14 protein-coding genes are annotated in these 26517 nt (G+C 66.9%); 12 read left to right on the top strand and 2 right to left on the bottom strand.

What is annotated here, in order from left to right; all coding sequences use genetic code 11:
• The first annotated feature begins 109 nt into the window (after positions 1 to 109).
• The 8 genes from BUR94_RS10395 (at position 110) to aroQ (ending at position 20129) form a co-directional block, all read left to right on the top strand.
• Positions 110 to 7726 (top strand): beta strand repeat-containing protein, encoded by a 7617-nt coding sequence (locus BUR94_RS10395; RefSeq protein WP_074256173.1) that lies wholly within the window; start codon positions 110 to 112, stop codon positions 7724 to 7726.
• A 203-nt stretch (positions 7727 to 7929) separates the two neighbouring features.
• Positions 7930 to 9267, top strand: coding sequence for a type VI secretion system baseplate subunit TssK (gene tssK / locus BUR94_RS10390; RefSeq protein WP_074256172.1), 1338 nt, complete (start codon positions 7930 to 7932; stop codon positions 9265 to 9267).
• On the top strand, positions 9268 to 10980 hold the full coding sequence (gene icmH / locus BUR94_RS10385) for a type IVB secretion system protein IcmH/DotU (protein WP_175570455.1): 1713 nt from the start codon (positions 9268 to 9270) through the stop codon (positions 10978 to 10980).
• Positions 10981 to 11066: 86 nt separating this feature from the next.
• Entirely contained in the window at positions 11067 to 14669 is a 3603-nt protein-coding gene (tssM, locus tag BUR94_RS10380) for a type VI secretion system membrane subunit TssM (RefSeq protein WP_074256171.1), read from the top strand.
• 21 nt (positions 14670 to 14690) lie between these two features.
• A complete protein-coding gene (gene tagF, locus BUR94_RS10375) occupies positions 14691 to 16319 on the top strand; it encodes a type VI secretion system-associated protein TagF (RefSeq protein WP_074256170.1) in 1629 nt (542 codons plus the stop codon).
• Positions 16320 to 16393: 74 nt separating this feature from the next.
• Complete coding sequence (locus BUR94_RS10370) at positions 16394 to 17173, top strand: PP2C family protein-serine/threonine phosphatase (protein WP_074256169.1); 780 nt, start codon at positions 16394 to 16396, stop codon at positions 17171 to 17173.
• 6 nt (positions 17174 to 17179) lie between these two features.
• Positions 17180 to 19600: a serine/threonine-protein kinase gene (locus BUR94_RS20280; RefSeq protein WP_084192989.1), complete on the top strand. Its 2421-nt coding sequence runs from the start codon at positions 17180 to 17182 to the stop codon at positions 19598 to 19600.
• Positions 19601 to 19691: 91 nt separating this feature from the next.
• Positions 19692 to 20129: a type II 3-dehydroquinate dehydratase gene (gene aroQ, locus BUR94_RS10355; protein WP_074257673.1), complete on the top strand. Its 438-nt coding sequence runs from the start codon at positions 19692 to 19694 to the stop codon at positions 20127 to 20129.
• Positions 20130 to 20145: 16 nt separating this feature from the next.
• Here aroQ and BUR94_RS10350 read toward each other — a convergent pair whose 3' ends face one another.
• A complete protein-coding gene (locus tag BUR94_RS10350) occupies positions 20146 to 21360 on the bottom strand; it encodes a threonine ammonia-lyase (RefSeq protein WP_074256168.1) in 1215 nt (404 codons plus the stop codon).
• Between the two features lie 58 nt (positions 21361 to 21418).
• The gene (locus tag BUR94_RS10345) at positions 21419 to 21826 is read right to left on the bottom strand and encodes a RidA family protein (protein ID WP_074256167.1); all 408 of its coding nucleotides are present in this window, start codon (positions 21824 to 21826) and stop codon (positions 21419 to 21421) included.
• A 334-nt stretch (positions 21827 to 22160) separates the two neighbouring features.
• Here BUR94_RS10345 and BUR94_RS10340 point away from each other — a divergent pair, with 334 nt between their 5' ends.
• From BUR94_RS10340 to BUR94_RS10325, 4 genes are all read left to right on the top strand, one after another.
• Positions 22161 to 23264 carry an ABC transporter ATP-binding protein gene (locus tag BUR94_RS10340; protein WP_074256166.1) on the top strand — a complete coding sequence of 368 codons (1104 nt, stop codon included), beginning with the start codon at positions 22161 to 22163 and terminating at the stop codon, positions 23262 to 23264.
• An 80-nt stretch (positions 23265 to 23344) separates the two neighbouring features.
• A complete protein-coding gene (locus tag BUR94_RS10335) occupies positions 23345 to 24463 on the top strand; it encodes an extracellular solute-binding protein (RefSeq protein ID WP_074256165.1) in 1119 nt (372 codons plus the stop codon).
• Between the two features lie 91 nt (positions 24464 to 24554).
• Positions 24555 to 24857, top strand: coding sequence for a DUF1330 domain-containing protein (locus tag BUR94_RS10330; RefSeq protein ID WP_074256164.1), 303 nt, complete (start codon positions 24555 to 24557; stop codon positions 24855 to 24857).
• The gene (locus BUR94_RS10325; RefSeq protein ID WP_074256163.1) at positions 24850 to 26499 is read left to right on the top strand and encodes an ABC transporter permease; all 1650 of its coding nucleotides are present in this window, start codon (positions 24850 to 24852) and stop codon (positions 26497 to 26499) included. The genes BUR94_RS10330 and BUR94_RS10325 overlap by 8 nt, the downstream gene beginning before the upstream one ends.
• Positions 26500 to 26517: the final 18 nt, after the last annotated feature.

Below are 26517 nucleotides of genomic sequence, written 5' to 3'. Positions count from 1 at the left end.
CGTTGTGGCATGACTTGGCGGCAAGTAGGGTCTTTGCCAAGTGCGCGGAGATCTGCCGAGGTGGGCGGTGAATCGTGCCGACAATTTGAAGGCGAGAGGACATATTCCCATGCGCAGCGATTTCCGCACCGACCGCACCCAGGCCCCGGCTGCAATTTCGGCAGCCGAGCCCGAACGCCGCAGGGCGACCTTCCTGGCCACCACGGCCATGGCCGCGGCACTGGCGTTTGGCGCGGGGCAGGGGATGGCGCAGACGCTTGAGTGGGACGTGACGCCTCCGCTCGCCAACGGAACAGTCGATGGCGGGTCCGGCAACTGGAACGCCACCGATCTCAACTGGACCGCCGACAGCGGCGCTGCGAACATTCCTTTCGTCTCGGGCAACAACGCAGTGTTCGGCGGCACGGCAGGCACTGTGGCCGTGGATGGAGGTGGCGTGGCGGTTGGCGACATCACCTTCAACGTCGACGGATACCTGGTGAATGGCGGCACCCTCGATGTTTCGGGCAGCACGATCACGGTCACCGACGCGGCCCACACCGCCACCTTCGACAACGTGTTGAGCGCGGGAGCGACGACCCTGACGGTCGCCGGGGCCGGCACGGTGGCTCTCGGGGCAACGGGCAGCATCTCCTCGACCGGCTTGATCGACGTGACGGGCACCTCCACGCTCACCTCGGTGAACCAGATCGCCGTGGACGGGACACTCGCCATCGCCGCAGGCGCCACTGTCAGCACGACCGGCGCGGGCGCCAATGTCTATGCGTCTGAGGCGACCATCACCAACAACGGCACCATCGACAGTGACGTGATTGTCGGTGGCGGCACCGGCGCGAGTTTCACCTCGACCGGGCTTGTGACGGGCGATGTCACGCTCGACTCCAACACCACCGCAAACATCTCGGGGGTTTCCGGCTCTTCCCAGGGTATTCAGGGCTCGCTCAACATCAATGGTGGTGTGACCCTCACCCAGGGCGGTGCGCTATCCGTCGGGAACGTGCTGAACGTCAACGGCTCGAATTTCACCACCACGGCGGCGCTCGATGCGGGCACTGTCGTCATCAATTCCGGCAGCACCCTGGCGCTGGGTAGCACCCTTTCGGTGAGCGATGGGTCCGCGACCGCCATCAACGTGGTCAACGGCACTCTCGACAACTCCGGTGGCCATGCCATCACCGGCAATGTGACCGTCGGGGGCAGTGGCTCCTTTACCCACACCGGCGCCGACGTGGATGGCGCGGTGGCGAGTGCAGGTACCACCTCTCTGACCGGGACCGTGGGCAGCCTTTCGGTCAGCGGCGGCACCACGACCATCGGCGCAGCCGGGCTTATCTCGGATGGCGCGATCACCCAGACGGCGGGCACGCTGGCTTTGAATGGAAGCCTTACAGCCACCACGGGCAATATCTCCCTGCTGGACACTGAAGCCACGGCGGCGGTTGCCCTTACGGCGACGGCGGGCAACATCACGCTGGGCGGCGCAATCACCGACGGCGGCTCCGGCGCGCTGACGGTGAATGCCGCGACCGTGACCCTCGGCAGCGGCTTTACCGATGCCGGTTCGATCGTGTCCTATGGTGCCTCGGTGGACAACCTGATCAACCAGAGCGCCACGGCAGTGACGGTGACGGGCGATCCCGGCTACAACGTGACCGCCGACGGCGCGGGGGCCTCGATAGTCTTCGCTGGCGGTGATCTTGGCGCCAACAACGCGACCGCGACCAACGGCGGCACGCTCGATGTTGACGGGACGGTGACCAGTGCCGGAACCCTGTCGATCACCAATGGCGGCACGATTGATGTGGCCACGGGGCAGACCATCACCGGCACCGGAATAAACATTGGGGGCATTGGCGCGACGACCGCGATCGTGACCGGAGCGGGCACGGTGCAGACCGCCGGAACGCTTGCTGTAAGCGGCGCCACCAACCTGACGATCGATAGCGGCGCGACCCTGCAGGGGCAGACGATCAACCTCTTTTCGACCGGTGTGCTCACTGTGAACGGCACGCTGGAAGGCACCAGCAACACCATCAACAACGACATGACCGTGAACATCGGCGCAGGTGGACTTGTGACCGATAGCGCGGGCGGCATCTTCAACGATACCGGGACGCCGGGCGTGGGTGTTTACAACTTCACTGCGGCGAATGGCACACTGTCGACGACCGGCGCGACCACCAACAACATCACCAACCAGAACGCGGGCCAGATCAACGTGCAGGGTGCGTCCACCGGATCGGTGATCAGTTCGGCTGGACAGATCATCAACACCGGTACGGCGGTCATCGACATCGACGCGGCGGTCGATATCGACGCGGGAACCTCGATCACCAACTCCTCGACGGCGGGCATCTTGATCGACGCTGCGGGGGTGACCATCAACACCGCCGCGGGCGGGTTCAACAACTCCAGCGGCTTCCTCGGGGTGGGCGAAACCACTGCGGCCACGGCGACGATCGGCCTCACCGGTGGAGACTTCACCAACGGCATCGGTGGCAACATCGACGTGGGCGATGGCGCGGCTTCGACCCTGACGATCACCACCGGCGGGGCAAACAACATCGTGAACTCGGGCGGCACCATCGACGTGGCCCTGGGCAGCACGCTCAACCTCGACGCGGGCGGCACAATCAACGTGACCAGCGGCACGATCACCAACCTCGGCACGGTCGACGCGACCGGCGAAACCATGAACGTGTCCGGCAACGGCGTGGTGGATCACAACGGCACCGCTTTCACCGTGGGCACGCTGGCGCTCACCGGGTCGGCCAATGTGGACATGGGTGGCAACGCCACGATCACCACGCTGACGCTGACCGGCGGCTCCTTCGACGTGGACGGTGCCGCGGCCGTCGTGAACGTCACGAACCCGATCACCAACAATGGCACAGCGGTGGGCATCACCGCCGGAGAGCTGATCGTCGGCGGCGCGGGCACCTTCACCAACACCACCGGCAGCCTGGCCATCAGCGGCGGCGGCCAGCTGGCCGGTACGCTCACCAACAGTGCCACCTTCGACGTGGCCGGGACCGGCGCTGACGGCACCGGCACGGGCGCCGTGACCGGTGCGGTGGTCAACGCGGGCGACATGGATGTGACCGCGGCGGCGACGCTGGGCTCGACGCTGGAGAACCAGGGCACGGGCAACATCGACCTGAGCAACAACGGCATCGGCGGCGGCAACCTGACGGTGACCGGCAGCTACACGCACAACGGTGGCTCGGTCACCTTTGGCGACAACACGCTGTCTGCGGCGGGTGTGACCATCAACAATGCGCTGGTGATCGACGACACCGCGGGCGGCGCCTCGGGCACGCTGACCTCTACCGGGACCGTGACCGTCAACAACGACATCGCGAATTCCGACACCGACCTGACCGTGAACAGCGGCGCCACGCTGAACGCCGCGGGGCAGATCCTCGACGTGAATGCCGGGGCCACGGTGACCACCGCGGGCACCGTCACCTCGGGCTCGCTGACCAACGACGGCAGCTTTGCTTCTTCCGGCACCGCCAATGTCGGGACGCTGACCAACAACTCGGATGGCGTGGTGCAGAACACCGGCGCCGGCACCTTTACCGCTACCTCTGCCACCGGCAACACCGGCACGATCACCAACGCCGCGACGGCGACCGGCGATACCAACCTTGGCGCGATCGACAACAATATCGGCACGATAGAGAACGCCTCGACCACGGCCGGATCGGACATCATCGCGACGACGGCGACGAACAACCAGGGCTCGCTGATCAACAGCGGGGCAGGGAACTTCACTGTCACCACCCTCACGGGGAACCTGGGAACCGTCACCCAATCGGGTACCGGCACCTTCCAGGCGACGACGCTCACCAACACGGCAGGCACGGCTGTCGTCGACGTGTCGGATGGTCTGTTTTTCATCACCGGCGGCACTGTCACCAATACGGCGGGTGCGATCAACCTCGATGGCGGGGAAATGGACCTGAACGGCGGTGGCGGCATTCTGACCAACGCGGCGGCGGGCGATGTGACCTTCAATGGCGGCGTGCTCGATGGCTCGCTGGCCAACTCGGGCGACGTGATCGTGGAGGCCGGATCGACCGGCGCCGGGGATATCACCGGCAACCTGATCCAGTCGGCGGCGACCGGCGTGATTGACCTTCAGGGCGGTGCGCTGGGCGTCAACGGCAACGTGCAGGTTTCGAGCGGCACGATACAGGTCACCACGGCAGGCGGCACGCTTAACGGGGGCGATGCGACCACGGACCTGTTCGAGATCAGCGGCAACGCGCAGGTGACCTTCACCCAGACGGGGACGCTGAGCGCCGCGGGTGTGTTCGATTACACGTCCACCCAGACGATGATCGTCACGAGCGGCAGCACCATCGAAGGCGATACCGTGACGCTGAACGGCGGAGCGGTGACCAACTCGGGCAGCATCACCGCCACCAACGCCACCACGCCGACAATCTCCAACCAGGCCACGCTGACCAGCACCGGGGCGATCAACGGCAACCTGGCGAACACCGGCTCGGCGACGCTCTCGGGCGTCGGCGCCAACGGTGTGAACGGCGACGTGACGAACTCGGGCACCGGCATCATCACCCTCGCGGGTGCGCTCGAGGTGGATGGCGACTTCGTCAACGAAGGCTCGGCGACCATGGGTTCCGTGCCCGGCACCTCTGCGCTGAATAGCAATACGCTGACGCTCAGCGGCACGGGTGTGACGTTCCAGCAGAACTCGGGCACTGCGCTTGTGTTCGGTGCGACCGACACGCTTACGGCGACGAGCGCGGATTACGACAACAACACGGTGACCACCAACAACGGCACCATCGACGTCGCGACGCTGACCAACGACGGCACATTCACCTCGAACCTCAGCTTCACCGCGACCGGGGCGATCACCAACAATGCGGGCACGGTCGAGAACACCGGGTCCGATTTCACTTCGGTGGGGCTGAACAACACCGCCGCCGCGGCAACCTTCACCAACAGCGGCACGGGCAATGCCAACGTGGGCGCCATCACCAACACGGGCGGCACGGTCGAGAACACCGGGACGGGCACGCTCACCGCGTCTTCCGCGGATAGCAACTCCGGCGTGATCGAGAACGAGGCCGGCGGAACGTTCCAGATCAACGGCAGTGCCAACGGCAACACGGGCACGATCCAGAACCTCGGCAACGGAACCTTCAACATTACCGCGACCGCTACCGGCAACGACGGGCTGATCCAGAACGGTGATCTGGGTACGGACACTGGCAATATGACCATCTCCGGGGCAGTCACCAACGTGAACGACGGTCAGGTGGTGCAGGCTGGTGGCGGCGCTCTGTCGACCGGCACGCTTACCAACAATGGCAATGACGCTGTCATCTCCGTCTCCGCGGGCAGGCTCGTCGTGAGCGGAAACGTTGAAAACACCAACGGCGCGGCAGCAGGTGGCGTGCTTGTTTCCGGCGGCGAACTGGAAGCGACAGCGCTCAACAACGCATCCGGCGAAACACTGACCCAGACCGGCGGCCTGATTGATGCGAATGTGTTCAACTCGGGCGCGGCGAGCCTTGTCGGTGATGATGCTGCGCTGGGCATCACGCTTGGCATCGAGGGCAATCTGACCAACCAGGCCGCGGGCACGATCACTTTGACGGGCGATCTGGAAGTCTCTGGCAATTTTGCACAAACCAGCAGTGGGGATGTGGCCTTCGGCACGGCCACGCTTACCGCCGCAAATGCTGATATCGACAGCAATCTCGAAGTCGACGCAAGCGGCACTCTGACTGCGCTGAACGATCTGGACGTTGCCAGCGGAGTGACGCTCACGAACAACGGTACGGTCAACGCCGATACAATCGACAACAACGGGTCGTTCACAAACGCCGGCACGGTCGGTGCGGACATGGTGGTGAGCCAGATCGACAACGATGGCACCTTCACCAACTCGGCGGGCAGCAGCCTTGGCACAGCGGTGAACGCGGTGACGACGTTCAACAACACTTCCGGCAGCTTCGAGGCCGACGGCGGAGCCATCTTTGCTGGAACCTTCAACAACCAGGGCGGCACGTTCAACCTGAACGGCGCCACCACGATGAACGGCAACTTCAACAACACTTCGGGCACCTTCAATGACGTGAACGCCGTGGCCCTGACCCTTGCCACCGGGAACTTCACCAACTCCACTACCATGGCGCTGGATGCGGGGGGCGACATCACGGTGTCGGCCGGGACCTTCACCAACTCCTCGACCATGGACATTGGCGATGGGTCGGTGATCACCACGTCCGGCGGCTTCACCAACTCGGGGACGGTTTCCACCTCGGGAACGACCGCGCAGGTGACCGGCGACTTCGTGAACAACGGCACCATCGACCTGGAGGACGGCGGCGCGGGTGCCGGAGACACGACCGATGTCTTCACGGTCACCGGCAACGTCACCGGCAGCGGTACGCTGGCATTCGACGTGAACCTCTCCGGCGCGGGCTCGACCGATGTGTTGAACGTGGGCAGCTACAACGGCACCCTGTCGTTCAGCGGTGACGTCATCGCCTCCGGCGGGATCGTCGCGCTCGACCTGATCAACGGCGACACCAGCGGCCTTACGATTTCCGGCAGCACCGTGCTGTGGATTGACGGCTCCAACACCTATGTGCTCCAGAACAACGGCGCGGGTGGTGTGGATATCGTGACCGACACCGGCTCCGGTGCGCTTGCGGTTGCCGGCAACATCAGCCTGGTGCAGTCGCTCATCGGCACCATCGTGAACCGGCCGTCCTCGCCCTTCGTCTCCGGCCTTGCCTACGAGGACGACGACAACTGCGGCACCGGCACCTGGGCGCGGATGACGGCGGGCTCCGCCACCGGCACGGCGCGCACCAACAACGGCGTCACCAACCTGCCGTCGACGGTGGAGGCCGACTTCTACGGCTTCACCGGTGGTGTGGACTACGGGTGTTTCGACGTCGGCCAGGGCGCCATCGACATCGCTGGCGGCGTGATCTTCGGCTACAACGGCGGCTCCACCACGCAGGACGTGTTCGCCACCGATTTCGGAACCACGCCGCCCTCGCTGGGCGCCTACCAGTCGACCACCAAGGCGGACTTCTCTCAGAGCTACGTCGGCGGTTATGTCGCCATGGCCAAGGATGCCTGGTCGGCGGATGTGCAGCTGCGGTTCGAGAACGCGGACTTCGAGTTCGACAATGCCGACATCGGCCTGTTCGGTGCCGAAACCTCGTCGCAGTCGACCACGCTCTCGGCCTCGGTCAGTTACAGCTACCCGCTCTCCGACGAGTGGACGCTGGTGCCGACGGCGGGCTTCGGGATCACCAAGTCGTCCACCGATGACGTGGTGTTCCTCGACGGTCCCGGTGGCACCGAGACCGGCCGCCTGAGCTTTGACGACCACACCACCAAGATCGGCTTCGTCGGCGCGACCCTCGCCAAGACCACGATCGGGGCGGCGGGCGACAGCGCGACCAACAAGTTCGTCACCGCCACCTACTACGGCGATTTCTCGGACGATCAGAAGGCGACCTTCACCTCCGGCTCCGCGACGCTTCCGGTCTCGACCGAGCCGCTGGGCGACTTCGGGGAGCTTTCGGTGGGCTTGAGCTACATCAAGATCCTCGACGGCCAGGTGGGCAAGGCCAAGCAGCTGAACGCCTCGGTGCGGGCGGATGCGCGGTTCTCGGAAGACGTTGAGGCGCTCAGCGTCACCGCGCAGGTCCGGCTCCAGTTCTGACCGGCGCTGCCGCCGTGCGGCGGTGTGAGCGCAACGTGACAATTGGCGGGGTGCCCTTGCGGCACCCCGTTTGTTTCTGGCAGAGTGCCCGGGCGGTGTACGGCAGGTTTTGCCGGACCTGTCAGTTATTTGTGCCTTTCAGGTTAGGACCGATCCTGCCAGTATATTGCGAAACGAACATTGGAATGCGCTGCGAGCCCTGAATGAGCTGGTTTTCAAAAGTCGCGTGGAAGGAGGGGCTGTTTCTGCAGCCTCACCATTTTCAACAGAGCGACAGATACTTCGAGAAGTTGCTGGAAGCCCGCACCCGGCTTGCTTCGCCGTACCCTTGGGGGTTTTCCCAGATCGAGATCGACAGGGACGTGGCCCAGCAGATGAAGTTCGGGCTGCGCTCGGCGACCGGCATCTTTCCCGATGGCACGCCCTTCGACATGCCGGGCACCAGCCAGCTGCCGCCGCCGATCGACATTCCCGAAGGCTCGGAGGGCCAGTCTGTCTGGCTGACGCTGCCGATGGTGCAGGTGAACGGGCGCGAGGTGGGCACCGAGGACGAGTCCAGCCGCTCGGCGCGCTACCGTCTGGCCGCCGAAACGGTGGCCGACAGCACCGCCTCGATGCGGCTGGAGCAGGATATCGAGGTGGCGCATCCGCGCGTGGAGTTCGATGTCCGAAAGACCGAGAAGCCCGGCTACAACTGCCTGCGCCTGGCCCGGGTGGTCGAGGTGCGCGACAAGACGGTGATCTTCGACGAGAAGTTCGCGCCGCCGGTGCTGAGCATCCATGCCCATCCGGTGGTAGCAGGCTGGATCGAGCGGGTGGTCGGCTGGGTCGAGACCAAGCTCGAGAGCCTTGCCCGCTATGCCTCGGACCCCTCCTCGGGCGGCGGGTTGCAGGCGACCGACTACTTCATGCTGCTGGTGCTGAACCGCGAGATTGGGCTGCTGCGGCACTACCGGAACAGCAAGTACATCCATCCCGAGGAGCTCTATCAGCTCTTCCTCCGCCTTGTGGGCGAACTCTGGACCTTCGACGAGAAGCGGCTGGCCATCGAGTACCCGCCCTACGACCAGGACAATCTCGAAGAGGTCTTCGAGCCGATCACCCGCGACATACAGCGCCTGCTCAGCCGGGACGTGGGCCGCGCGGTGCGGCTCAACGTGGAAGAGCTGCGCCCCGGCTCGGGCAGCTTCATGGCCAAGGTCACCGACCGCAACCTGTTCCGCGATGCCTCCTTCGTGCTCGAGGTCAGCGCCGACAAGCCGCTGACCCAAATCCAGCAGCAGTTTCCCGCGCTCTGCAAGGTTGGACCCAACACCCAGATGAATGCTATCGTGAACAACAACCTGCCGGGTCTGGAGCTGGTGCACATGCCCACGCCGCCCCGGCAGATCCGTGCCGTCACGAGCCACGTCTACTTCAACATCGACAAGAACAACCCGATGTGGCGCGAGTTCTCGACGGCCCCGGCCATCGGCCTGCACTTCGCCGGTGACTGGCCCGATCTCAAGCTCGAGATCTGGGGTATCCAGGAGAACAGGTAGATGAGCGACGAGAAGGACTCTGGCAAGACCGTGATCCGCCCGATGCCGGGCGGGGCCTTCGGCGGCCAGAAGACGACCGGACCGGGCTCGCAGAAAACCGTGATCGGCGGCTCGATGCCCGCTCAGGGCGGCTGGGGCAGCCCGCCGCCGGCCTCTCCTCCGCCCGGCCAGGGCGGCGGCTTTGGCGGCCAGGACAGCGGCTTTGGCGGCGACGGCGGCGGCGATGTCTGGGGCGGCGGCGGTGGCAACACCGGCGGCGCGGGCGGGGGCGGGGGCGGCTTTGGCGGCCCGCAGCAAGGCCCGAGCCAGGGCTTCGGCCCGCCACCCGGCCAGAACCAGGGCTTCGGCGGCCCGGCCGACCATGCCAGCTCGGGCCAGTGGATGGGGGCCAAGCCGCAGCAGGAGGGGTTCTTCCCCGAGATGCGCCGCGAGCAGCAGCAGGTTCAGCGCGCGCCGGTCAAGAAGATCAGCCTCGACGCCGCGCTCTCGGCCAAGACCTCCGGCATGTCGGCCGATGCCAACCCGATCGTGGCCGCAGCGGCCTCCCTGCTCGTTCTCTTCGGGCGCCTGCGCAGCCAGGTCGTCGACATGCACGCCGTGCCGCTGATGCAGCACGTCACCGAGGAGATCGAGTCCTTCGAGGAGAAGATGCTGGAGTCCGGGGTTGACCAGACCGATGCGCTGATCGCCAAGTATTGCGTCTGCGGCACCGCCGACGACATCGTGCAGAACCTGCCGGGCACCGACCGCGGCGTGTGGCTGCAGTATTCGATGTCGGCGCGGTTCTTCAACAAGCGGACGGCCGGCGTGGGCTTCTTTCAGGAGGTCGACAAGGCGCTCCAGAACCCGATCCACAAGTATCATCTGCTGGAGCTGATGCTGATCTGCATGCAGCTCGGCTTCGAGGGCCAGTATCGCGCGATGCAGGGGGGCGACATCAAGCTCACCCAGATCAAGCGGGGCGTTTACGAGGCGCTGCGGCGGGTCAAGGCGCGCGGCGACGACGACATCAGCCCGCGCTGGAAGGGCGTGGAGCTTGCGGCGCGGCGCAGCTTTACCAAGGTGCCGGTCTGGGCCTATGCGATCCTGGCTTCGGCGATCCTGGCCGGTGGCTACTTCGGGATGCGGTTGATGCTGACGACCGAGGGCAACGAGCTGACCGAGAACATGCGCGAGCTGCATCCGCGCGAGATGATCGAGCTGGTGCGCCGCACCACGGGGCCGGTCGCCCCGCCGCCGCTGCCGCCCGCGCCGGTGGAGACCGGCCAGTTCGACCGGCTGAGCGAGGCCTTTGCCGGCAACGAGGCCATCACGGTGGAGATCAAGGGCGACTTCATCATCATCAAGCTCGACAACTCGATCCTGTTCGACAGCGGCAAGGCCGATGTGAAGGAGGCCTTCATCCCGCTGGGCGAAGACATCGCGCAGGTGCTGGAAAACGAGCCGGGGCCGATCCGGTTCATCGGCCATACCGACAGCGACAAGATGTCGGGCCGGGGCAAGTACAAGAACAACTTCGAGCTCTCCGTGGCCCGCGCCAAGAGCGTGGCGGGCGTGATCACGCCGCTGCTCAGCGATCCCGAGCGGGTCGAGGTGGACGGGCGCGGCGAGGACGAACCGATTGCCTCCAACGACACGCCGGAGGGCAAGGCCCTCAACCGGCGGGTGGAGATCATGATCCAGCGCGAAGAGACGCTGGATCAACAGATTTGAGACAGGGCGGCGCGAGCCGCCCGCGCGGAACGGCGGGGGACGCCGGCTGAAGGAATGAAGCGCCTGACAGGCGGAAGGAACGCGAGATGAAACGCTGGATCATCGGAACGCTGGTCGTCCTCTCCCTCATCCTGTGGTTCGTGGTGGTGTGGTTTGCGCTGCCGCTGGTCGGCTTCGGCGAGGCCGCACCTTTCGAGCCGGTCTGGGTGCGGGTGCTGATGATTGCGGTGGTCTGGCTCACGGTGGGCACGGTCTATCTTGTCCGCTTCATCCGCCGCCGCCGTGCCTCCCGGGCACTGGAGGCCGCGCTCACCGAGCAGGAGGTCACCGGCGACGGCGAGGTGCTGGGCGAGAAGATGGGCGAGGCCATGGAGGTGCTGAAGAAATCCAGCGGCTCCAAGAGCTTTCTCTACGACCTGCCGTGGTACATCATCATCGGCCCGCCCGGCTCGGGCAAGACCACGGCGCTGCTCAACTCGGGCGTGAAGTTTCCGCTCGCGGAGAAGGGCGAGGGCGCAGTGGCCGGGGTGGGCGGCACCCGCTACTGCGACTGGTGGTTCAGCGAGGAGGCGGTGCTGATCGACACCGCCGGCCGCTACACCACGCAGGACAGCGACGCCGAGGCCGACAGCAAGAGCTGGGCCAGTTTCCTGAAGCTGCTCAAGACCTATCGCGCCAACCAGCCGATCAACGGGGTGATGCTGGCGATCTCGCTCCAGGAGCTGATGACCGCGAGTCCGGCCGAGATCGAGGGTCATGCCGAAATCATCCGCGCCCGCCTGAACGAGATCAACGACGAGCTGAAGGTCGATTTCCCCGTCTACGTGATGTTCACCAAGGCGGATCTCATCAGCGGGTTCATGGAGTTCTTCGGCTCGTTCAGCCAGTCGCGGCGGCAGAAGGTGTGGGGCCACACCTTCCAGACCGACAGCAAGAAGGAGCAGACCGTCGAGCGCTTCGACGAGGAGTACAAGGCGCTGGTGAACCGGCTTTCGGAGGAGGTCACCGACCGGCTGCAGGAAGAGCCCGACGGGATCAACCGCATCGCCATCTTCTCCTTCCCCGGCCAGGTCGCCATGCTACGCGACAAGCTGGGCGACTTCATGCGCGGGGTCTTCGGCCATACCCGCTACAAGGTGGCGGCCAACCTGCGCGGCTTCTACTTTACCTCCGGCACCCAGGAAGGCACGCCGATCGACCAGGTGCTGGGCGCGATGCAGCGCAACTTCGGCGGCATGCAGGCGCAGGGCCAGCTCTCGGGCAAGGCCAAGAGCTTCTTTCTCCATGACCTGCTGAAGAAGGTGATCTTCGCCGAGGCGGGCTGGGTGAGCACCGACAAGAAGGCGGTGCGCCGGGCCGCGATCTGGCGCTATTCCACGATCACCTTGATCGTGCTGGCCACCATGGGGATGCTCGGGCTCTGGGGCCTGTCGTTCTACAAGAACCGCCAGCTCATCAACACCGCCGAGGCCGCCATCGCCGATTACGAGCTGGCCGCGCAGGACGAGATCACCTCGGGCAAGGTGGAGGACATCGACCTGCTGCAGGTGCTGCCGCACCTCGAGATGCTGCGCAACATGCCGATGGGCTATGCCGACACCAACACCGACGCGCCGATCACCGAGCAGTTCGGGCTGAGCCAGCGCGGCTCGGTGCGCTCGGCGGCCACAGTCACCTACCGGCAGGCGCTGGAGCGGATGTTCCGCTCGCGCCTGATCCTGCAACTCGAGCAGCAGCTCGAGAACTTCATCCGCACCGGCGAGGTGCTGGCGGTCTACCGCACGCTGAAGGTCTACAAGCTGCTGGGCAACCTCGCCCCGCAGAGCGACGACGAGCTGGTGATCGGCTACTTCCGCGACGACTGGCGGCGCAACACCTATGCCGGCACCAACCCCGAGACCCGCGCCGCGCTGGAGGCGCATCTGGTGGCGATGCTGGAGCTGGACGCGGCGCAGCAGCCCAGCTTCGAGCTGAACGGCGCGCTGATCGACCAGGGCGAGCGGTTGCTGGCGCGGATGAACATCGAGGACCAGGCCTATTCGCTCCTGCTGGCCACCGCCGAGTTTTCCGGCATCGAGCCCTTCTCCATCGCCGGCCGGGCCGGGCGGGACTCGGAGCTGGTGTTCGAAAGCGTGGACGGGCGGGCGCTGGAAGACCTGGTGATCTCGCCGCTCTACACCTACGCGGGCTTTCACGAGTTCTTCCTGCCGCAGCTCAGCCAGATCGCCGAGAACCTGCTGTCGGACCAGTGGGTGATGGGCGAATACGCCGCCGAGGCGCAGATCGAGGACCAGATCAGCGGCCTGGGGCCGGTGCTTCTGAAGCGCTACACCAACGACTGGATCGAGGAGTGGGACAGGGTGCTGGCGCAGGTCAAGCTGCGCCCGATGAGCGCCGACCGGCCCTCCTACCAGGCGCTGGCGGCGGCCTCGGCCCCGCGCACCTCGCCGATCCTGCTGCTGACGCAGGAGATCATGGAAGAGACCTCGCTGACGGCGGAATACAACAAGGGCGGCGACGAGCCTCCGGCCGGGCTGGACGGCGACGCGGTGACCGATGCCGCCGGGGACGTGGGCGGCGAGGTGGCGCGGCGCGCCGGTCAGATCTTCATCAGCCGCCAGAACGGCCTCGCCCGGATCGGGCTCGACGTGGTGTTTCGCAAGAGCCAGGAGCGGGCCGGCGGCACCGGGGGCAGCGGCGGCGGGATCACCCGGCTGCCGGGCGCCGAGATCGAGGCCTATTATGCCGACTGGCACGACCTCGTGGTGGGCGACCCGCCGCAGCGCCGGATCGACTTCCTGATCCAGACGCTGGGCGACATGCAACGCACGCTGATCACCGCCGTGGACTTTCCCGAGGTGGCCGACCGCGAGATGCCGGCAAAGCTCGGCGCGCTGAAGCAGGCCAGCTCGCGCCTGCCCAAGCCGATGGAGCGGATGATCCAGGAGGCGGTGGACGACTTCGAGGGCGACGCGGCAAACACCTCGGTGGCGCGGCTCAACGAGCTTCTGAACCAGCAGGTGACCCAGGTCTGCCAGGCGGTGATCGACAGCAAGTTTCCCTTCTCCAAGGCCTCGGCCCGCGATGTGGGGCTTGTCGATTTTGCCAAGCTCTTCGCGCCGCAGGGGGTGATGGACCGGTTCTTCCTCGAGAACCTCAGCCAGTTCGCCGACATCAACGGCACCACCTGGACCTGGAAGGACAGCGGCCCGCTCGCCGGCAAGCTCTCGACCTCGACGCTCAAGCAGTTCGAGCGGGCGGCGGCGATCCGCGATGCCTTCTTCCCGACCGGGGGCGGCATTCCGCAGATCGACATGGAGATCGTACCGACCTCGCTGCACGGCGCGGTGGAGACGGCGCAGCTCACCATCAACGGGCAGGTCGTGCTGACCCGGCGCAAGGGCAACACGCCGGCCAACGTGAGCTGGCCCGGCAGCCTCGCGGGCACCAATGTGGAGCTGGTCTTCACGCCAGACATGCGCGGCCGCAAGTCGAACATGAGCGAGGGCGGCCCCTGGGCCTTCCTGAAGTTCCTCGACGCCGGGCGGCCCAAGGTCTCGGGCAACGTGATCGCGGTGCGCTACACCATCGACGGGCGGCACATTGCCTACAAGATGACGTTGGCGACCGACGTGAACCCCTTCTTCATGTCCGAGCTCACCGAGTTCAAATGCCCGACCGGGCTGTGAGCGGAGGCCACTGACCGCATCATGCCCCTCGGCCTCTTCGGAAAACTGCCTGCAAAGGGCGACTTCATCACCCGGGCGCTGCCGCCCGAGGTGTTGTCGTTCTGGGAGGCCTGGCTCGAGAAGGTGATGGGCGGGGCCAAGCACCATCTCGGCGGCGAGTGGGGCCCGGTCTACGAGGCGAGCCCGGTCTGGCGGTTCTGGATCGGGCCGGGGGTGTTCGGCCATCCGCTGGCCGGCGCGCTCACCGCCTCGCTCGACCGGGTCGGGCGGCAGTTTCCGCTGACGCTGGTGCTCTCGGGGATGGGGCATGCCCATCCGGTGCCACCGCTCTCCGACCCGATGGAAGATTGGTACGGCCTGCTGGAGCGGGCGCTGCTCGCGGCCAAGTCGGGCCATTTCGACGGTGATGTGGACGGGTTCCTTTCGGCGTTGCCCGAGCCCAATGCCGCCGCCTGTGCGCTGGGGGAGGATCGGCGCAACGCCTTCTTTGCCTATGGCGAGCATGGGCTGGGGCAGATGCTGGCCGATGTGCGCGACCACGATCACCAGCTCGCCGCCTTCGGGCGCAGCTACTGGTGGACCGGCGGCAACGATCATGTCGGGCCGGGGATGATCGCGCTGGAGGGCATGCCCGACGTGGCGGGCTTCATGGCGATGCTGCGCGGCTTCGGCCCGCCCGCGCGGGTGCAGCAGCCCGCCGCCGCGCCGAGCCGGGCGCGTGCCGCAGGGGCCGGGGCAGGGGCCGCCGCCACCCGCCCGCGCGAGACAACCGTGCCGCCGCGCGACCTGATCGGGGATGCCGAGGAGGCCGAGGCCGCCGCCGCCTGGGGCGCGTCTGCCCCGAGCGACGAACTGGCCTGGGCCACGCCCTCCGACGCGGTGGACGATGCCGGCTGGACCGAGGCGATCACCGGCGACGAGGCCGAGAGCCCCTTCGACGCGCCGCGCGACGACTGGGACTTTCCCGATGCGGGGTCGTCGAAAGCCCCCGCGCCGGAGCCGGAGCCGGAGGCAGAGCCCGAGGCGGCGGAGGAGGAGATCCCGGAAGACATCTTCGATGCCGGGCCCGAGCCCTACGGCCTGGGCGAGGACAAGCCCGGCGACGACATCTATGCCAGCCTGAGCGAAGCGCCCGCGCCAGAGGCGCCCGAGGAGGCCGAGGAGCAGGCTCAGGAGGGCGAGGCCTTTCCGCCGATGCCGCACTCGCTGCGGGCAGGGGCGCAGGATTCGGCGCCCGCCGAGGAGCCGGTTCCTGCCAGGAGCGAGGCCATCGTCGATGTGTCGATGGTCGACGACTCGGACTTCGAGATCGAGGGCGATGAGCCCGATCTGCCCGCCCTTGCGGCAGAGGCGCAGATCCCCAGCGGGCCGGTGATCGACGTATCGATGGTTGACGACGAGGATTTTCCGATCGAGGGCGACCTGCCGGACGAGGAGGACGAGCCCGCGCCCGGTGCGCCGGAGGCCTCCGCGCCGGAGGCCTCGGAGCCGCGTGCGGCAGAGGAGATCGGGGAGGAGGCACCGCAGGCCGAGGGCGAGGACAGCCCCTTTGGCGCGGGCGGCGGCCTGGGACATGACGGCGAGGGGCTTGGCCGAAAGAAATCCGGTTTGCGGGGGCTCTTCTCCCTTCGCGGCCGCGGGAAGGATTGACCGTTGACGAACCGTAACGGAAACTTGGCAAACGCCGCCACTCGCGAGGGGCCCGGGAACGGGGCAACGATGCCATGAATGCAAAGCAGTTCAGGTTCGAGACCGGGGAAATCAGCCATACCGGCTATGCCCGCGACCACAACGAGGACAACCTCTACACCTACCCCGACGGGGGCATGTGGGTGGTGGCCGACGGGATGGGCGGGCACCACGGCGGCGATTTCGCCTCCGGCGTGATCGTGCAGCATCTGGCCACCGTGGGACGCGCCACCTCGGCGCCCGATCTTCAGGCCCGCTTCGTGGAGCGGATCACCCGCGCCAATCACCAGATCCAGCAGCACGCGATGACCCAGGGCGCCACCATCGGCTCCACCGTCGTGTCGCTCCTGGTCTTCGAGCAGCACTTTGCCTGCGTCTGGTCGGGCGACAGCCGGGTCTACCTGATCCGCGACGGGCAGCTGACCCAGCTCAGCCGCGACCACACCGAGGCCAACGAGTTGCTCGACCGGGGCGCGATCACCTCCGAGGAGGCCGCCAACTGGCCGCGCAAGAACGTCATCACCCGCGCCATCGGCGTGCATCCCGATGTGCACCTCGACCACAAGTATGGTACCCTGCGGAACCGCGACACCTTCATCCTCTGTTCCGACGGGCTGACCGCCCATGTGGAGGATCATGAAATCCTTGAAATTGCACGGAAGCATCAGCCGCAGAAAGCCTGTGACATGCTTCTCGACCTGACCTTGCAACGCGGCGCGACCGACAATACCACCGTCGTCGTGGTGCGGGCCTTCGACAAGACCGAGGTCACGCCGATGACGGCGATCTTCGATCTTCCGCAAGAAGGGATGTAAGGCCCCATGGCCAGCGACGAGCAGGACAACGGCAAGAAGGACAGCCAGAAGACTGTCATCAGCACGGCGGCCCCGACCGGCGTGGCCATCGGCACGCAGATCATGGGCACCTTCGAGATCACCGAGCACATCGCCACCGGCGGCATGGGCGAGGTCTATCGCGGGTTCAACATCCACACCGAGGAGCCGGTGGCGATCAAGATCGTGCTCGCCGCGCTGGCCCATGACGAGAAGATCCTGAGCCTGTTCCAGAAGGAAGCCACGGTTCTGGGCCGGCTGCACCACGACGCGATCGTGCGCTACATGCTGTTCACGGTCGATCCGGGCATCCAGCGCGCCTGCCTGGTGATGGAGTTCGTGGAGGGCGCCTCGCTCGCCGACTACTACGCCTCCGAGGGCAAGATGCCGCTCGAGGACGTGAAGACCATGATGCGCCGGGTGGCGAGCGGCTTGCAGAAGGCCCATGACCTCGGCGTGGTGCACCGCGACCTGAGCCCCGACAACGTGGTCATCCAGGACGGGCTCATCAGCCACACCAAGATCATCGACTTCGGCATCGCCAAGTCGGCCAACTTCGGCGGCGGCACGCTGCTGGGCGGGCAGTTTGCCGGCAAGTACGGCTATGTCAGCCCCGAGCAGCTTGGCCGCTTCAAGGGCGTGATCGACGGGCGCTCCGACATCTACAGCCTCGCGCTGGTGGCCGCTGCCGCCTGCCGGGGCGAGCCGATCGACATGGGCGACAGCCCGGCCGAGGCGGTCGAGCGGCGGATGGACGTGCCCGACCTGTCGGGCGTGCATGACGAGCTGCGCCCGCTGCTGGAGATGATGCTCCAGCCCGATCCGGCCAACCGGCCCGAGAGCATGGCCAGGGTGCTCCAGTTCATCGACAATCCGGGCATGCTGGGGGCCGGTGGCGCCATGGCGCCCGCGCCGGTGCCCGGCGTGCAGACCTCGATGCCGCCGCAGCAATCGGTGCCGCCGCAGCAGTATTCGCACCCGCCGCAGAGCATTCCGCCGCAGCAGTCGCAGCCGCCCTATCCCGGGGCCACGGTGATCTCGCAGCCGCCGCAATACGGCTTTACCACGCCGCCGCAGCAGTCGGTGCCGCCGCAGGGCGATGCGATGGACAGCCCGTTCCCCGGGTCGGTGCCGCCGCAGCGCACCGGCGCTGGCAGCACGCTGCCGCCGAGCGCCACGGTGCCGCCGCCCCAGCCCGCCCGGAAGGGCGGCAAGGGCGGCCTGATCGCCGCCATGCTGGCCCTCGTGCTGGTGGGCGGCGGCGGGGCAGGGGCCTATTTTGGCGGGTTCATTCCGGGCTTCGGGCCGAACGGCCAGGATGGCCCCGAGGTCCCGAACCCCGATGGCACCACGACGCAGACCGATCCGGAGTGCACTGGCACGGTGACGTTCGACGAGAACGGCAACGCGAATGATCCCTGTGAGACGGAGCAGACCGCGACCAACCAGACCGATCCGGAAACTCCGGAGACGCCCGAAACCCCGGAAACGCCGGAAACCCCCGAGACGCCCGAGACCCCGGAAACCCCCGAGACGCCCGAGACGCCGGAAACGCCCGAGACGCCGGAGACGCCCGAGACCCCCGAAACCCCGGAGACACCCGAGACGCCCGAAACCCCGGAAACACCTGAAACGCCCGACCGGCTGGCCGGGGGCGAGATCGGGCCGGTGGACGGCACGCTCGACCCGACAGAGGGCACGGTGATCGCCGACGGCTCGGCGACATCCACCCCCAACACCGACGGCCAGATCGACTTTGGCACCATCGGCCGGATGATCGCCTGGGTGAACAGCTACTCGACCCCGCTCTGCGTGCATGTCGGCATCCGCTCGGCGGTGCCCGACGACTTCGAGATCGAGGGCTATGCCACGTCGGTCGATCCGTTCTGGGAGCTGCTGACCCAGTTCCGCGACGAGTTCGGCACCGAGCCCAAGATCGGCGTGCGGCTGGTCGACGAGAGCCAGTGCTCGGTGGTGACCTTCGTCAAGAACCTGACCCGCTCCGAGGCCCGCGCGCCCGCGCTCAAGCTCGACCGCGACGTGCTGAAGGCCGGCGACCCGATCCGCGGCACCATCGACCTGATCGACGGCCGCACCATCACGCTCTTCCTGATCGACAGCCAGGGCGGCGCCTACAACCTCACCTCGCGGCTCAAGCCGCAGGAGGATGGCACGGCGACCTTCGCGCTGGCGCTCCGGCCCCAGGGCGCGGACGACCGCGAGATCGTGCCCTACCTGATGCTGGCCATCGCCAGCAACAACCGGATCGGCAGCGCCGATACCCAGGCGGGCACGCCGACGGCCTCGCTGATGCCGATCATCCAGGCCGAGATCCGGCAGCGTGGCACCGAGGAGGAGAATTCTGCCTCCGCCGCGCTGGGCTACTTCCGCTTCGACGACGCGCAATAGGGGCGCTGCACGGGCGCGGTGACCTTGGACGCGCGGGCTTGATCTTGCCCGCGCGGAAGGGGAGAAGGTGGCCTGCAAGGCGGAGGAATTCATGGCACAGCGCATCTACATCCTGAACGGTCCCAACCTGAACCTGCTCGGCAAGCGCCAGCCCGAGATCTACGGCCACGAGACCCTCGATGACGTGACCGAAGCCTGCCGCAGGGTCGCGGGCGAGGTGGAGATCCGCGCCGAGCAGAGCAACCACGAGGGCGGGCTGGTGGAGCTGATCCACGAGGCGCGCCAGGACGGGCTGGGCATCGCCATCAATGCCGGGGCCTATACCCACACTTCCGTGGCGATCCTCGACGCGCTGAACACCTTTGAAGGGCCGGTGATGGAGGTGCATATCTCCAACGTCCACAAGCGCGAGAGCTTTCGCCACCACAGCTACATCTCGCTGCGGGCCGATGGCATCATTGTGGGCTGCGGTACGCAGGGCTACGAGCTGGCGGTGCAGCGTATCCTGCGGATGACCGGCAAGGGCTGAGGCGCCGCGGCAGGGCCTAGACGGCCTCCGACCCGGTCCGCAGGGCAAAACCTGCGTCGCGCAGCGCGGCTGTGATCTCCTCGACGTGCTGCGCGTCGCGCGCCTCGATCACCACCTCCAGCTCGGCCTGCTTCAAGGCCACCGACTGCATCATCCGCTGGTGGATCACTTCGACCACGTTTGCGCCCGCCTCGCCGATGATCGCGGCGATCCGGGCGAGCTGGCCGGGGCGGTCGTCGAGCTTGAAGATCAGCCGGGTGATGCGCCCGTCGCGCACCAGCCCGCGCAGGATGAGGGTGGAGAGCATCCGGCTGTCGATGTTGCCGCCGCACACCACGAGCCCCACCTGCTTGCCCCTGTAATGCGCCGCGTTCTTCTTGATGACCGCGAGCCCGGCGCCGGCGGCCCCTTCGGCGACCAGTTTCTCGTGGGAGAGCAGGTCGAAGACGGCATCCTCGATCTCGGCCTCGGTGGCCATGTCGATCCGGTCGACGTTCTGCCGGATGATCTCGATGTTGGCGGGGGAGGGGGCGCGGACGGCGATGCCCTCGGCCAGCGTGGTGCCCGCGGTCTGCGGTGCGGCGCCGTCGAAGGCGGCCTTCACCGCGTCGAAGGCCTCGGCCTGGGCGCCGACGATCTCGATGCCGGGGTTCACGGCGCGGGCGGCCACCGCCATGCCGGCGATCAGCCCGCCGCCGCCGATCGGCACCACGATGGTATCGAGCGCGGGGTTCTGCTCCAGCATCTCCAGCGCCACCGTGCCCTGGCCTGCGGCCACCACCGGATCGTCGAAGGGATGGATGAAGGTCAGCCCGCGCTCGGCGGCGAGGTCGAGGGTGAACTGCACGCTCTCGTCGAAGCTCGATCCGTGCAGCACCACCTCGGCCCCGAAGTCGCCGGTGCGCTTGACCTTGTTGAAGGGTGTGCCCTCGGGCATGACGATGACCGAGGGGATGCCCAGCCGGGTGGCGTGATAGGCCACGCCCTGGGCATGGTTGCCCGCCGAACAGGCGATCACCCCGGCCCGGCGCTCGGCCTCGCTCAGCGTCTGCAGCTTGGCCAGCGCGCCGCGTGCCTTGAAGGCATTGGTGTGCTGCAGGTTCTCCAGCTTCAGGAACAGGTCGAACCCGAGCATGAGCGAAAGCCGCGCGGCGCGCACCAGCGGGGTGCGCACGGTGTCGGGCGCAATGGCCGCATGGGTGCTGCGGATGAGATCTGCGGTGAGGGTCATGGCGGCCTCCTTTCGGGAGGGATGGACGCGGCCACGACCGATGTCAACGCGCGCGTCCTCAGCCGGGGACGCGCACCACCATCTCGATCTCGATCAGCAGGTCCGGACCAGCCAGCGCCGCCACGCCGATGCCGGTGATCGAGGGCGCCGCACCGGCAAGCCACTCGAGCACGACGGGATAGCACTCGCCCATTGCCGCCCCGTCCAGGCCGACCACGTAGAGCCGCAGCATGGCGATGTCGGCGGGTGCGGCGCCGAGCGCGGCAAGGGCGGCGGCGCAGTTGGCCACCGCCGCGCGGGTCTGGGCGGCGAGGCCCTCGGGCACCGGGTCGCCGCCGGGCAGCGCCGCGACCTGGCCCGAAACGAAGGCCATGCGGCCGGGCTCGACCAGCGAGATTTGCGAATAGCCCAGGGCGCTGCTGTCGGGCATCGCGGCGGGGTTGAGGCGGGTGAGGGAGGGGGTCATCTGGCGCGGTCCTTTCGTGGATGGTGACAACAGGTGACCCGGCCGGCAGTAGCGAGGAAAGCAGGCTGCTGACAGCGTTGTGTCAGGAGGTGACAGCAGCCCGACCGGGTGAGGGAAGGCACGGCGGCTTCATCGTTCGCGCAACATCCGTGCAATCCGGCGGAGGGCTGCGCCGCAAATGTGCGCAAGCGCGACCTGTGCCGAAAGCATGCGAAATTGCCCAAAAATCTCGCAAATGCCCATTGTAATGCAGGCCCGCGCTTGTTTTAGTCTGGGATCACAGGGAGCGGCTGCCTGGGGAGGCGGCCGAGAAAAACCAGACAAAGGAGCGGCCTTGCTAGATCAGTCCGCCACCGACGCCTTCGTGGAGTTCGAACGCGTCCAGAAAAGCTACGACGGCGAAACGCTTGTCGTGAAAGACCTCAATCTCTCGATGCCGAAGGGCGAGTTTCTGACGATGCTCGGGCCGTCGGGCTCGGGCAAGACCACCTGCCTGATGATGCTGGCGGGCTTCGAGACGGCGACCCACGGCGACATCCGCCTCGCGGGCAAGCCGATCAACAACATCCCGCCGCACAAGCGCGGCATCGGCATGGTGTTTCAGAACTACGCGCTGTTTCCGCACATGACGGTGGCCGAAAACCTCGCCTTTCCGCTGGAAGTGCGCGGGATGAACGCCTCTGAGCGCGAGAAGAAGATCAAGCGCGCGCTCGACATGGTGCAGATGGGGGCCTTCGGCGGCCGCCGTCCGGCGCAGCTCTCGGGCGGGCAGCAGCAACGCGTCGCGCTGGCCCGCGCGCTGGTGTTCGAGCCGGAGCTGGTGCTGATGGACGAGCCGCTGGGCGCGCTCGACAAGCAGCTGCGCGAGCACATGCAGTTCGAGATCACCCGCCTGGCCCACGAACTCGGCATCACCACGGTCTACGTGACCCACGACCAGACCGAGGCGCTCACCATGAGCGACCGGGTTGCCGTGTTCGACGATGGCCGCATCCAGCAGCTCGCCCCGCCCGACGAGCTCTACGAAGCGCCGCAGAACAGCTTCGTGGCCCAGTTCATCGGCGAGAACAACACGCTCGAGGGCGTGGTGGCCGAGCTGAAGGACGACATCGCCATCGTCAAGCTCGACGGCTCCGACGCGGTGATCGAGGCCAAGGCGGTGAACGTCAGCAAGGTCGGCGACCGCACCCGCGTGTCGATCCGGCCCGAGCGGGTGGAGACCAACCCCGAGCGGCTTCAGAGCAACGCCCACACGCTGCAGGCAGAGGTGCTGGAGTTCATCTACATGGGCGACATCTACCGCACCCGCCTGCGGGTGGCGGGCAACGAGAACTTCGTGGTGAAAACCCGCAACGCGCCCGATGTGGCGCGGATGACACCGGGCCAGACGGTGCAGATCGGCTGGCTCCCCGAGGACTGCCGCGCGCTCGACGCCTGAGCGCAGCGGCTCGCTCCCCTGCCTGCCCGGGGTGGGGCGCGGACATATAACACGGGCATGACAACAAGGAGTGCATACGCATGACGATCAAGACATCCATTCTGGCGACCACCGCGCTGACCGTGTCGGCCGGCCTCGCCCTGGCCGAGAGCCACGGCAACATGGCCGACAGCATGACGCTGGTCAGCTGGGGCGGCGCCTACCAGGCGAGCCAGCAGAAGGCCTATACCGAGCCCTACCTCGCCGAGAACTCCGGCGTGTCGGTCACCTGGGACGAAAGCTCCCCTGAGGCCGTGGCCAAGCTGCGCGCCATGAACGAGGCCGGCAACATCACCTGGGATCTGGTGGACGTTGAAGCCGCCGACGCCATCCGCCTGTGCGACGAGGGCCTGGCGATGGAGTGGGACTCCGAAGACCTGGCCGCCGCGCCCGACGGCACCTCGGCCGAGGACGACTTCGGCGACCTGATGGTGAGCGACTGCTTCATTCCGCAGATCGTGTTCTCCACCACCTTCGGCTACCGCACCGACATGGTGCCCGAGGGCGTCGAGCCGCCGACCGGCGCCTGCGACGTGTTCGACCTGGAGAAGTATCCGGGCAAGCGCGCGCTGAACAAGCAGCCGATCGCCAACATGGAGTGGGCGCTGCTCTGCGACGGTGTGGCCTACGAGGATGTCTATGACACCCTCGAGACCGACGAGGGCCAGGCCCGTGCCTTCGCCAAGCTCGACACCATCAAGGCCGAGACGATCTGGTGGTCGGCCTCCGCCGAGCCGATCCAGATGCTCGCCGACGGCGAGGTCTTCATGGGCTCCGCCTACAACGGCCGCCTGTTCTCGGCGATCGTCGAGCAGAACCAGCCGATCGGCATGGCCTGGGACTGGCAGATGTTCGACATCGACGGCTGGGTCGTGCCCGCCGGTCTGCCCGAGGATCGCCTGGCCCGCGTGAAGGACTTCCTGTTCTACGCGACCGACACCCAGCGCCTGGCCGACCAGGCCAAGTACATCAGCTACGGCCCGGCGCGCGCGTCTTCGGCTCCGCTGGTGGGTCAGCACGCTGACCTCGGCATCGACATGGCACCCCACATGCCGACCGATCCGAACAACGCGGAGAACACCTTCGTGAACAACTACACCTGGTGGGCCGACTACCGCGACGACCTGGACGCCAAGTTCCAGGCCTGGCTCGCGCAGTAAGCCTCTCGGCGCGGTGGGCAGAGTGCCCACCCTGCAAATCCGGGCGGTCCCCAGCGGGGCCGCCCCACCAAGACCACCAAGGGGGACGACCATGCCCAAGGGCTACATCATCGGCCATATCGTCGTGAACGACCCGGAAGGCTACAAGGCCTACGTCACCGGCGACACGCCCATCCTCAAGGCCCATGGCGCGCGCTTCCTTGTCCGCGGCGGCAAGTCCGAGGCGCCCGAGGGCGATGTGCCCGAGGGCCAGCGCCACGTGGTCTTCGAATTCGACAGCTTCGAGGCGGCCAAGGCCGCCTACGAGGATCCGGCCTACCAGGAGATCTCGCTGATCCGGAAGGCCACCGCCGAGAGCACCATCATCCTGGTCGAAGGGCACACGGATGTCTGATGCCGCCACCTCGCCCCATGTGCAGGCCGAAACCGACTCCGCGGGCCGGCTTCTGGCCGCCGACGGCACGCCGCTGAAGCGCTCGCTGGGCCGCGCCCTGCGCCGCCAGAAGATGCGGGCGCTGCTCCTGATCGCGCCGCTGCTGCTGTTCGTGCTGCTCACCTTCATCGCGCCCATCGCCGACATGCTGTTTCGCTCGGTCGAGAACGAGATCGTCGGCAACACCCTGCCCGAGACCGTCGAGGCGCTGGAGGATTGGGACTACGCCTCCGGCGAGCCGCCGGGCGAAGAGGCCTATCTCGCGCTCTACCGCGACCTCTCGGTGGCGGTCGAGTACAAGACCCACACCCGCCTCGGCTCCCGGCTGAACTACGAAAGCTCCGGCACCTCCTCGCTGTTCCGCCAGACCGGGCGCGGCGTGGAAGACATGGGCGAGCTCTACCAGGACCAGTTCGAAGACTTGAACCCGGCCTGGAAGGAGCCCGAAACCTGGGCCCGGCTGATGGGCTCCGACGACTGGCTGGCCGCGCAGGCCGAGGAGGGCGCGGAGGCCGGCTTCGAGCTGCGCGACGGCATCGCCGGCGCCCTGCCCAACACCGCGCGGGCCTATGCGCAATTCGCCGAATTCACACAGAGCGAGGACGGGGACAACCCCTTCGAGGAAGACCCCTGGGCCTATGTCTACGCGATGCTCTGGCTCGATCTCACCGGGCCGGTGCAGATGGATGCCTACGACGGCTCCGAGACGGCGCTGCTCGAGGAGGCGCTGGCGGCGGTGCCGAGCTTCGAGAGCCAGACCTGGCGCGAGGGCTTTGTCGGGATCGACGAGGACTGGGAGGATCTCGAGGTCTGGGGCACGATCAAGGCCTACTCGGGCGAGTTCACCTCCGGCTACTTCCTCAACTCGGTCGACCTGAAGCTGACGCCCGAGGGCATCGAGCAGCAGGAGGGCAACCAGCGGATCTACCTCACGCTGTTCTGGCGCACCATCGTCATGTCGCTGGCCATCACCTGCTCCTGCATCCTGCTGGGCTACCCGGTGGCCTGGCTGCTGGCCAACCTGCCGATGCGGACCAGCAACATGCTGATGATCCTCGTGCTCCTGCCGTTCTGGACCTCGCTTCTGGTGCGGACCTCGGCCTGGAAGGTGCTGCTGCAATCACAGGGGGTGATCAACGACATCCTCGTCTGGGCCCATATCATCTCCGATGCCAACCGGCTTGTGATGATCAACAACGTCACCGGCACGATCATCGCCATGACCCATATCCTGCTGCCCTTCATGATCCTGCCGATGTATTCGGTGATGCAGACCATTCCGCCCACCTACCTGCGCGCGGCCAAGAGCCTCGGCGCGACCAACTGGGTGGCCTTCTGGCGGGTCTACTTTCCGCAGTCGGTGCCGGGCATCGGGGCGGGGTCGATCCTCGTCTTCATCCTGGCCATCGGCTACTACATCACGCCGGAGCTGGTGGGCGGCACCAAGGGTGTCTTCATCTCCAACCGGATCGCCTACCACATCTCGACCTCGCTCAACTGGGGCCTCGCGGCGGCGCTGGGCACGATCCTTCTGGCGGCCGTGCTGCTGCTCTACTGGGCCTATGACAAGATCGTGGGCATCGACAACGTGAAGCTGGGGTAGGGCAAATGGCAATTCCGA

Origin of the sequence: Vannielia litorea (assembly GCF_900142295.1) — a bacterium.
Taxonomy (GTDB): Bacteria; Pseudomonadota; Alphaproteobacteria; order Rhodobacterales; family Rhodobacteraceae; genus Vannielia; species Vannielia litorea.
Note: the sequence above shows the minus strand (reverse complement) of the source record. Positions and strands in the feature narration are given on the sequence as shown.

Excerpts from the sequence above, each read along its gene's own strand:
- BUR94_RS10395 (WP_074256173.1), top strand. The coding sequence starts at position 110 with ATGCGCAGCGATTTCCGCACCGACCGCACCCAGGCCCCGGCTGCAATT.
- tssK (WP_074256172.1), top strand. The coding sequence starts at position 7,930 with ATGAGCTGGTTTTCAAAAGTCGCGTGGAAGGAGGGGCTGTTTCTGCAG.
- icmH (WP_175570455.1), top strand. The coding sequence starts at position 9,268 with ATGAGCGACGAGAAGGACTCTGGCAAGACCGTGATCCGCCCGATGCCG.
- tssM (WP_074256171.1), top strand. The coding sequence starts at position 11,067 with ATGAAACGCTGGATCATCGGAACGCTGGTCGTCCTCTCCCTCATCCTG.
- tagF (WP_074256170.1), top strand. The coding sequence starts at position 14,691 with ATGCCCCTCGGCCTCTTCGGAAAACTGCCTGCAAAGGGCGACTTCATC.
- BUR94_RS10370 (WP_074256169.1), top strand. The coding sequence starts at position 16,394 with ATGAATGCAAAGCAGTTCAGGTTCGAGACCGGGGAAATCAGCCATACC.
- BUR94_RS20280 (WP_084192989.1), top strand. The coding sequence starts at position 17,180 with ATGGCCAGCGACGAGCAGGACAACGGCAAGAAGGACAGCCAGAAGACT.
- aroQ (WP_074257673.1), top strand. The coding sequence starts at position 19,692 with ATGGCACAGCGCATCTACATCCTGAACGGTCCCAACCTGAACCTGCTC.
- BUR94_RS10350 (WP_074256168.1), bottom strand. The coding sequence starts at position 21,360 with ATGACCCTCACCGCAGATCTCATCCGCAGCACCCATGCGGCCATTGCG.
- BUR94_RS10345 (WP_074256167.1), bottom strand. The coding sequence starts at position 21,826 with ATGACCCCCTCCCTCACCCGCCTCAACCCCGCCGCGATGCCCGACAGC.
- BUR94_RS10335 (WP_074256165.1), top strand. The coding sequence starts at position 23,345 with ATGACGATCAAGACATCCATTCTGGCGACCACCGCGCTGACCGTGTCG.
- BUR94_RS10330 (WP_074256164.1), top strand. The coding sequence starts at position 24,555 with ATGCCCAAGGGCTACATCATCGGCCATATCGTCGTGAACGACCCGGAA.
- BUR94_RS10325 (WP_074256163.1), top strand. The coding sequence starts at position 24,850 with ATGTCTGATGCCGCCACCTCGCCCCATGTGCAGGCCGAAACCGACTCC.